Annotated in this window: 3 protein-coding genes; 1 reads left to right on the forward strand and 2 read right to left on the reverse strand. The window is 77.4% G+C overall.

The window, feature by feature from the left end; all coding sequences use genetic code 11:
- Nucleotides 1–418 (reverse strand): aminotransferase class III-fold pyridoxal phosphate-dependent enzyme (locus GCL84_RS05345; protein ID WP_156754231.1); only part of this gene is annotated, 418 nt, incomplete at its 3' end.
- A gap of 76 nt (nt 419–494) precedes the next feature.
- Complete coding sequence (locus GCL84_RS05350; protein ID WP_156754232.1) at nt 495–893, reverse strand: YybH family protein; 399 nt, start codon at nt 891–893, stop codon at nt 495–497.
- 227 nt (nt 894–1,120) lie between these two features.
- On the opposite strand from GCL84_RS05350, the gene GCL84_RS05355 reads away from it, so the two are divergent.
- The coding region (locus GCL84_RS05355; RefSeq protein ID WP_156754233.1) for a type I polyketide synthase at nt 1,121–10,152 on the forward strand (9,032 nt) is incomplete at its 3' end.

The following is a 10,152-nucleotide window of genomic DNA, read 5'->3' on the forward strand; positions in this document are numbered from 1 at the left end:
GCTCGCCCGCGCGGATGACCCGGTCCAGCTCGGCGTGCTTCATCGCGATCTCGACGCCCTCGGCGCCGGAGTTGGCGAAGACGGCCGAGTACGGCTCCCGCACCCCGAATTCGCGGTGCAGGACCGCGTTGAGCGCGTTCGCCAACTCGTTGGCGTACGGGTGGTAGGAGAACTGCGCGTGCACCGGCACGCGGTCGGCCAGCAGCTCGCGGGCCTTGGCCACCAGGGCCGGGTGGTTGTGGCCGAAGATCAGCGAGCCGTAGCCGCCGACCAGGTCGAGCACCGGGACCTCGTCGCCGTCGCGGTCGCGGAAGTACAGCGTGTCGCCCTCGCCGCGGATGTACTCCACGTCCAGGCCGAGGCTGGCCAGCAGGCCGCGCATGTGCGCCTCGGCCAGCTCCATCGCGGGTGCAGCCATGTCGTGTCCTCTCCTCGCTGTCGGGTCCGTGGCGGTCGCGGGGGCGGGCTCGCCCCCGCGACCGCGTGCGCGTCGCTCAGGCGTCGCCGAACGGGTTGTCGATGACGTAGCGCCAGCGGCCGTCCGGGCCCTTGCGCACGACGTCGAGGCCGATGCCGGTGTGGTGCTCGGCCTCGTGGTCCTCGCCCGCGGGGATGTCCAGCACCCAGTCGACGACGAGCAGCGCGGTGTCGCCGGTGACGTGCGACTCGCGCAGCGTGGCCGACATCTTCGGCTTGAGCTCCAGGTACTCGCGCACCTTCTCCTGGTGCTCGGCCCCGCTGATGGGGTTGCCCGGCTCCCAGACCGAGACCGCGTCGTCGGCGTAGAGGCCGAGCACGGTGTCCAGGTCGCCGGAGTTCATCGCGCGCACGTAGAGCGCGGTCAGCTCCGTGGGGTCGGTGGTGGGCTCGATCTTCGAGATGGTGCTCGTCATGGTGGCGGTCCACTTCCGCTTGGGGGACTGGGGTTTCACGCCGCGCTCGCGCCGCAGGGCCACGGTATTGACGTGCCCGGCACCGCTCGCCCACCCAGCGGTAACCGGCCTTTCGCGGTGCGGTCCCCGGGACGGCGGAAGACCGGTCACTGGGCCCGCGCCCGGTAGGAAACAACGGCGAGCGGGATTTTCCCGGCACCACCGGCGAGAAGGGGCAGACGATCCCGATGACGAGCAACCGTGAGTACCCCGGGGCCACACCCGAGAGCGGCGCGGCCCCCGTCGCGATCGTGGGGATCGCCTGCAGGCTGCCGGGCGCGCCCGACCCCGCCGCCTACTGGGAGTTGTTGCGCGGCGGTGTCGACGCGGTCGCCGAGGTGCCCGCGGACCGGCGGGCGACGGTGGCGGGCACGCCGCTGCCCGAGGTCGCCCGCCGCGGCGGGTTCCTGGCCGACGTCGCCGGGTTCGACGCGCCGTTCTTCGGCGTGTCCCCGCGGGAGGCCGCCGCCGCCGACCCGCAGCAGCGGCTGGTGCTGGAGCTGGTGTGGGAGGCCATGGAGGACGCGGGCGTCCGCCCGGCCGACCTCGCGGGCACCCGGACCGGGGTCTACATCGGAGCCCAGCGCGACGACTACGCCACCCTCGTGGCGAGCCTGGGCGGGGACGCGCTCACCCAGCACACCAACGCCGGGGTGCAGCGCGGCGTCATCGCCAACCGCGTGTCCTACGCGCTGGGGCTGCGCGGCCCGAGTGTGGTCGTCGACACCGCCCAGTCCTCGTCCCTGGTCGCCGTGCACCTGGCGGTCGAGGCGCTGCGCGGCGGTGAGGCCGAGGTCGCCGTCGTCGGCGGCGTCACGCTGAACCTGCTGACCGAGGGCGCGCTGACCGCCGAGCGCTTCGGCGGCCTGTCCCCGGACGGCCGCTGCCACACCTTCGACGCGCGCGCCAACGGCTACGTGCGCGGCGAGGGCGCGGGCGTCGTGATCCTCAAGCCGCTCGCCCGCGCGCTCGCCGACGGCGACCGGGTGCACGCGGTGGTCCTGGGCAGCGCGGTCAACAACGACGGCGCCACCGACGCCCTCACCGTCCCCAGCGCCACCGCGCAGCAGGAGGTGCTGCGCGCCGCGCACGCCCGTGCGGGCATCGACGCCGACCAGGTCCAGTACGTGGAACTGCACGGCACCGGCACCCCGGTCGGCGACCCCGTCGAGGCGTCCGCGCTCGGCGCGGTGCTGGGGTCGGCACGCCCGGCGGGCGAGCCGCTGCAGGTCGGCTCGGTGAAGACCAACATCGGCCACCTGGAGGGCGCGGCGGGCATCGCCGGGCTGCTCAAGGTCGTCCTGTCGCTGCGCCACCGCGGTCTGCCCGCCAGCCTGAACTTCGAGACCGCGAACCCGGACATCCCGCTCGACGAGCTGAACCTGGCCGTGGGCACCGAGTTCCGCGACTGGCCCGCCCCCGACCGCGCCCTGGTCGCGGGCGTCAGCTCGTTCGGCATGGGCGGCACCAACGCCCACGTCGTCCTCACCGAGGCGCCCACCGCCCTGTCAACCGCCCTGCCCGCCACCCCGCCCGCCGCGCTCCCGGTGACGCCGGTCCTGGTGTCGGGCAAGGGGCCGGCCGCCCTGCGCGCCCAGGCCGAGCGGCTGCGCGACCACGTCGCCGCCGCCGGGGCGGACCTGGCCGACCTCGGGTTCTCCACCGCCACCGCCCGCACCGCCTTCACCGATCGCGCCGTCGTGCTCGCCGCCGACCGCGACGCCCTCCTCAGCGGCCTCGACGCGCTCGCGCGCGGCTTGCCGCACCCCGGTCTGATCGGCGACTCCGCCCTGCCCGGCGCGGCCGACGGCGTCGGCGTGCTGTTCAGCGGCCAGGGCAGCCAGCGCGCCGGGATGGGCGCGGGGCTCGCCGCGGCGTTCCCCGTCTTCGCCGCGGCGCTCGCCGAGGTCCACGCGCACCTCGACCCGCTGCTGCCCCGGCCGCTGGCCGAGGTGGTCGCCTCCGGGGAGGGCCTGGACGACACCGCGTTCACCCAGCCCGCGCTGTTCGCCTTCGAGGTGGCCGCCTTCCGCCTGGTCGAGTCGTGGGGGCTGACCCCGGCCGCGCTCGTCGGGCACTCCATCGGCGAGGTCGCCGCCGCGCACGTCGCGGGTGTGCTGTCGCCCGCCGACGCCGCCGAGCTGGTCGTCGCGCGCGGCGCGCTCATGGGCGCCCTGCCCGCGGGCGGCGCGATGGTGGCGGTCAACGCACCCGAGGCCGAGGTGCTGCCGCTGCTGCCCGCGGGCGCGGTCGTCGCCGCGGTCAACGGGCCCGACTCCGTCGTCGTCTCCGGCGACGAGACGGCGGTGCTCGCACTCGCGGAGACCCTGCGCGCCAATGGCGTCCGGGTCCGGCGGCTCACCGTCAGCCACGCGTTCCACTCCCAGCTCATGGACCCGATGCTCGACGGGTTCCGCGCTGTCGTCGCCGGGCTGGCGCTGCGCCCGCCGCGCATCCCGGTCTACTCCACGCTGACCGGGACGCGGACCGACCTGACCGACCCGGAGCACTGGGTGCGCCAGGTCCGCGAGCCGGTCCGGTTCCACGACGCCCTGCTCGGTGTCGCCGCCACCGGCGTGCCGACGCTGGTCGAGGTCGGACCGGACGCGGTGCTGTCCGGGATGGCCGGGTCGGTCGCGGGCGTCGTCGCCGCGCCGGTCGCCCGCGCCGACCGCGACGAGGCGGCCACCGCGCTGACCGCCCTCGCCCGCGCGCACACCCGCGGCGCCTCCGTCGACTGGTCGGCGGTGTTCGGCGGTGCGGGCCGGGTGGTCGACCTGCCCACCTACGCCTTCCAGCGCGAGCCGCACTGGGTCGACGTCCAGGCCCCGCGCGCCGCCGCCGTCGCGGGCGGCCCCGCGCCCACCCGACCCGCGGTGGACCGGGCCGTGGCCGCGGACGCCGAGGGACTCGTCGGCGCGAACGTCGCCGCCGTGCTGGGCATGGCCGACCCGCGCGCCCTGGCCTGGCACACCCCGTTCCGCGAGCTGGGGTTCAGCTCGCTGATGCTGGTCGAGCTGCGCGACGGGCTCGCCGCCGCCACCGGCCTCGCCCTCCCCGGCGGGCTGCTGTTCGACCACCCGACCCCCCGCGCGCTCGCCGACTTCCTGGGCGGGGTACTGGCCGGGGCGGACGCGGTCGCCGAGGATGACGCGGTCGACGCGGTCGTCACCGCCACCGACGAGCCAATCGCGATCGTCGGCATGGCCTGCCGCTTCCCCGGCGGCGTCACCAGCCCGGAGGACCTGTGGCGGCTGGTGGCCGAGGGCCGCGACGCCGTGGGCGCCTTCCCCACCGACCGGGGGTGGCCCGCCGACCTCTACCACCCGGACCCCGAGCACCCCGGCACCAGCTACGTCCGCGAGGGCGGGTTCCTCGACGGCGCGGGCGACTTCGACGCCGACTTCTTCGGCATCGCCCCGCGCGAGGCGCTGGCGATGGACCCGCAGCAGCGGCTGCTGCTGGAGCTGGCCTGGGAAGCCGTCGAGCGCGCCGGACTGGACCCCACCGCGCTGCGCGGGACCCGCGCGGGCGTGTTCGTCGGCGGCACCGGCGGCGACTACGGCCCGCGGATGGCCGACGCCACCGAGCAGGCGGGGGGCCACGTGCTGACCGGCAGCGCCCCCAGCGTCATGTCCGGGCGCATCGCCTACCAGCTCGGCCTGGCCGGGCCCGCCATGACGGTGGACACCGCGTGCTCGTCCTCGCTGGTCGCGCTGCACCTGGCGGTGCGGTCGCTGCGCTCGGGCGAGACGGACACGGCCATCGCGGGCGGCGTGACGGTCATGGCCACCCCGGGCATGTTCCAGGAGTTCTCCCGCCAGCACGGCCTCGCCGCCGACGCCCGCGCCAAGTCGTTCTCCGACGGCGCCGACGGCACGGTGTGGGCCGAGGGCGCGGGCCTGCTGGTGCTGCGCAGGCTGTCCGACGCCCGCCGCGACGGCCTGCCGGTGCTGGCGGTGGTGCGCGGCACCGCGATCAACAACGACGGCGCGTCCAACGGCCTCACCGCCCCCAGCGGCTCGGCGCAGCAGCGGGTCATCCGCCGCGCGCTGGCCGACGCCGGGCTGCGGGCCTCCGATGTGGACGCGGTCGAGGCGCACGGCACCGGCACCGCGCTGGGCGACCCGGTGGAGGCCGAGGCGCTGCTGGCCACCTACGGCGCGGACCGGGAGACCCCGGTGCTGTTGGGCTCGCTGAAGTCCAACATCGGCCACGCCCAGGCCGCGGCGGGCGTCGGCGGGATCATCAAGCTGGTCGAGGCCATGCGGCACGCCGTGGTGCCCAAGACCCTGCACGTCACCACACCCACGTCCCGGGTGGACTGGTCCTCGGGCGCGCTGGAGCTCGTGGTCGAGCCCCGGCCGTGGCCCGCCGCCGACCGGCCGCGCCGCTCGGCGGTGTCGTCGTTCGGCATCAGCGGCACCAACGCGCACGTCGTCCTCGAGCAGGGCGACCCCGCGCCGGTCGTCGAGTCCACCGTGGACGATGAGCTGCCGGTCGTGTGGCCGCTGAGCGCCCGGACCCGCGATGCCCTGCGGGACCGGGCCGCCCAGCTCGCCGAGCACGTCGACGCCGCCGCGGACCCGCGCGCGGTCGCCGCGGCGCTGACCGCGCGCACGGTGTTCGAGCACCGCGCCGCCGTCGTCGGCGCCACCACCGAGGAGCTGCGCGCCGGGCTGGCCGCCCTCGCGGCGGGGACGGCCCACCCGGCCGTCGTCACCGGCTCGGCCACCCGCGGCGCGCGCACCGCGTTCGTCTTCACCGGCCAGGGCGCGCAGCGCCCCGGCATGGGCCGCGAGCTGGCCGAGGCCGACCCCGCCTTCGCCGCCGACCTGGGCCGGGCCGCCGACGCCTTCACCGCGCTGCTGGCGCACCCCCTGCTGGCGGTGATGTGGGCGGCCGAGGGCAGCGAGCTGGCCGGGCTGCTCGACCGCACCGAGTACACCCAGCCCGCCCTGTTCGCCCACGGCGTCGCCACCGCCGCCCTGCTGGCCCGCCACGGGCTCGTCCCGGACCTGGTCGCAGGCCACTCCATCGGCGAGATCGCCGCCGCGCACGTCGCCGGGCTGCTCGACCTCGACGACGCCGCCGCGCTCGTCGCCGCCCGCGGCGCGCTCATGCAGGCGGCCCCCGGCGGCGGTGCGATGGTCGCCGTCGAGGCCGCTGAGTCCGAGATCGCGCCCACGCTGGTCGACGGGGTCAGCCTCGCCGCGGTCAACGGGCCGACCTCGGTCGTGCTCGCGGGCGACGCGGACGCGGTCGAGGCCGTCGCCGCGGTCTGGCGCGGGCGGGGCCGCCGCACCCGCGCGCTGACGGTCAGCCACGCCTTCCACTCCCACCACATGGACTCGGCCGCCGCGGCCATCCGCGAGGTCGCCGAGGGGATCGCGTTCGGCGAGCCAGCCGTCCCGCTGGTGTCCACCGCCACCGGCGCGCTCGCCACCGCCGCCGACCTGTCCGACCCGGGGCACTGGGGCGACCAGTTGCGCGGCGCGGTCCGCTTCCACGACGCCGTGCTGGCCCTGGCGGCCGAGGGCGCCGAGGTGTTCGTCGAGATCGGACCGGACGCCGTGCTGGCGCCGCTGGTCCGCGCGACCCTGCCGGAGGTCCCGGTCGCGGTCGCCACCGCCCGCAAGGGCCGTCCCGAGGCCATGACCGCCGTGCTGGCCCTGGCGGCCGCCCAGACGGGCGGCGCCGTCGTCGACACCACCCCGGCGCCCACCGGGCTGGTCCTGCCCACCTACCCGTTCCAGCGCCGCCGCTACTGGCTCGCCCCCTCGCCCGCGGCCGACGCGCGCGGCCTGGGCGTGCAGGCCACCGGCCACCCGCTGCTGCCCGCCGCCGTGGCGCTGGCCGAGCGCGACGAGCTGGTCCTCACCGCGCCGCTGTCCACCCGGACGCAGCCGTGGCTGGCCGACCACGCCATCGGCGCCACCACCCTGGTCCCGGGCACCGCACTGGTCGAGCTGGCCGCCGCGGCGGGGGAGCGGGTCGGCGCCCCGGTCGTCGACGAGCTGACGCTGGAGGCCGCGCTGGCCCTGCCCGAGCAGGGCCAGGTCAGCGTGCAGGTCGTGGTCGGCGCCGCCGACGCCGCCCACCGCAGGCCGGTGTCCGTCCACTCGCGACCCGCCGACGACCCCGCGGCCGCGTGGACCCGCAACGCGGGCGGCTTCCTGCGCCCCGACGACGAGAGCGCCCCCGAAGAACTCGGCGCCTGGCCGCCCGCCGGGGCCGAGGCGGTCGCGCTGGACGACGCCTACGACCGCCTGGCCGAGCTGGGCTACCACTACGGGCCTGCCTTCCGCGGCCTGGAGGCACTGTGGCGCGCGGGCTCCGACCTCTACGCCGAGGTCGCCCTGCCGGAGTCCGTCCGGGAGGGCGCGGCCGACTACCACACCCACCCGGCCCTGCTCGACGCCGTGCTGCACCCGCTGGTGCTGGCCGCGGCCGACCCGGCGCGGCCCGAGGAGGTCAAGCTGCCGTTCGCCTGGTCCGGCGTCCGCGTCGTCGCCGTGGGCGCGACCCGGCTCCGCGCCCGCGTCTCCCCGGTCGCGGGCAGCGCCGACACCTTCTCGATCACCCTCGTCGCCGCCGACGGGACCCCGGTCGGCGGCGTCGAGGAGTTGGCGCTGGCCGCCGTCCGCCGCGACCAGGTGCGCGCGGAGGGGCCCGAGGGCCTGTTCGCCCTCGCCTGGTCCCCGGTCCCCGCCCCGGCGGAGTCCGAGCTGTCCGAGGGCACCCTCGTCGTCACCGTCGCCGCCCAGGGCGCCGACGTCCCGGCCGCTGTCCGCGCCGCCGTGCACCAGGCCCTCGACACCGCCCGCGGCTGGCTGTCCGAGGACCACGACCCGGCCGACCGGCTGGTCCTGCACACCCGCGCGGCGGTCGCCGCCGCGTCCGGCGACGTGGTCGACGACCTCGCCGCCGCCGCGGTGTGGGGGTTGGCGCGGACCCTGCAGAGCGAGCACCCGGACTCGGTCGTCCTGCTCGACACCGAGCCCGGCGCCGATGTCGACGGGCTGGTGGCCGCCGCGGTGGCCACGGGGGAGCCGCAACTGGCCGCGCGCGGTGGGGCCCTGCTCGCCCCGCGGCTGGCCCGCGCGGCGCCGCCCGAGGCGGAGCCGACCCGGCTCGACCCGGGCGGCACGGTGCTGATCACCGGCGGCACCGGCGGCCTGGGCGCGCTGCTGGCCCGGCACCTGGTCGCCGGGCACGGCGTGCGCAGCCTGCTGCTGGTCAGCCGCCGGGGCGCCGCCGCCCCCGGGGCCGCCGAGCTGGTCGCGGAGCTGGTCGCCGGGGGCGCCCGGGTCGCCGTGGCCGCCGCCGACGCCGCCGACCGCGCCGCGCTGGCCGCCGCGCTGGCCGAGGTCCCCGCCGACGCCCCGCTCACCGCCGTGGTGCACACCGCGGGCGTGCTCGCCGACGGCACCGCCACCGCGCTCACCGCGGAGCAGGTCGACACGGTGCTGGCGCCGAAGGTCGACGCCGCCTGGCACCTGCACGAGCTGACCGCGGGCGCCCCGCTGGCCGCGTTCGTCCTGTTCTCCTCGGTGTCGGGCACCACCGGCACCGCGGGCCAGGCCAACTACGCCGCCGCCAACACCTTCCTCGACGGCCTCGCCGCCGCGCGCGCCGCCGCGGGCCTCCCGGCCACCTCCCTGGCCTGGGGCCTGTGGGACGGCACGGCCGGCATGGGCGCGACCGTCGGCGAGGCCGACGTGGCCCGCTGGGCCCGCGCCGGGTTCGCGCCGCTGACCCCCGAGCAGGGCTTCGCGCTGTTCGACCGCGCCATCGCCACCGGCGCCGCCTGCCTGGTGCCCGCCGCGTGGCGGCCGGGCGCGGTCGAGGTCGGCCCCGCCACCCCGGCGGTCCTGCGCGGGCGCGCCAAGCCCGCCCGTAAGCGGGCCCGCGCGGCGGCCGCGGACTCCTCGTGGGCGCTGGCCACCGCCGCGCTGGCCGGGCCCGCCCGCGCCGAGGCGGTCACCGACCTGGTCCGCGCCCAGGTCGCCGCCGCGCTCGGGCACCCGGACCCGATCGCGCTCGACCTGGCCCGCGCCTTCCGCGACCTGGGCTTCGACTCGCTGGCCGGGGTCGACCTGCGCAACCGGCTCATCGCCGAGACCGGCCTGCGGCTGCCCGCGACCGTCGTGTTCGACCACCCCAGCCCGCTCGCGCTGATCGGGCGGATCACCGAGCTGGTCTCGGCCCGCAACGCCCCGGACAAGACCGCGCGCCCCCGCCGCCGCACCGCCGACGACCCGGTCGTCATCGTCGGCATGGCCTGCCGCTTCCCCGGCGGCGTGCGCTCCCCGGAGGACCTGTGGGACCTCGTCGACGGCGGGATCGACGCCGTGGGCCCGTTCCCGGACAACCGGGACTGGGACGTGGACTCCCTCTACGACCCCGACCCGGAGCGAGTCGGCTCCTCCTACACCCGCCACGGCGGCTTCCTGCACGACGCCGACCAGTTCGACCGCGGCTTCTTCGGGATGTCCCCGCGCGAGGCCACCGCGACCGACCCGCAGCAGCGGTTGCTGCTGGAGACGGCGTGGGAGGCCTTCGAGGACGCCGGGGTCGACCCGGCCGGGCTGCGCGGCAGCCGCACCGGTGTGTTCGCGGGCGTCATGTACGACGACTACGCCTCCCGGCTGCCGTCCGTGCCGCCGGAGTACGAGGGCTTCCTGCTGGCGGGCAACCTCTCCAGCGTCGTCTCCGGCCGCCTCGCCTACGTCTACGGGCTGGAGGGCCCGGCCATGACGGTGGACACCGCGTGCTCGTCGTCGCTGGTGGCGATGCACCTGGCCGCGCAGGCGCTGCGGTCGGGGGAGTGCGACCTGGCCCTGGCGGGCGGGGTGACGGTGATGGCCGGTCCCAACACCTTCGTCGAGTTCTCCCGCCAGCGCGGCCTGTCGCCCGACGGCCGGTGCAAGTCCTTCTCCGCCGACGCCGACGGCACCGGCTGGTCCGAGGGCGTCGGCCTGCTGCTGATGGAGCGGCTGTCCGACGCGCGCCGCAACGGCCACCGGGTGATCGCCGTCGTGCGCGGCACCGCGGTCAACTCCGACGGCGCCTCCAACGGGCTGACCGCCCCCAACGGGCCCTCGCAGGAGCGGGTGATCCGCGCCGCGCTGGCCTCCGCCGGGCTGGCCCCGTCCGATGTGGACGCTGTCGAGGCGCACGGCACCGGGACCACGCTGGGCGACCCGATCGAGGCCGA

This window comes from Actinokineospora pegani, assembly GCF_009745975.1.
GTDB lineage: Bacteria > Actinomycetota > Actinomycetes > Mycobacteriales > Pseudonocardiaceae > Actinokineospora > Actinokineospora pegani.

Coding starts and splice junctions, on each gene's coding strand:
- GCL84_RS05350 (WP_156754232.1), bottom strand. CDS start 893: ATGACGAGCACCATCTCGAAGATCGAGCCCACCACCGACCCCACGGAG.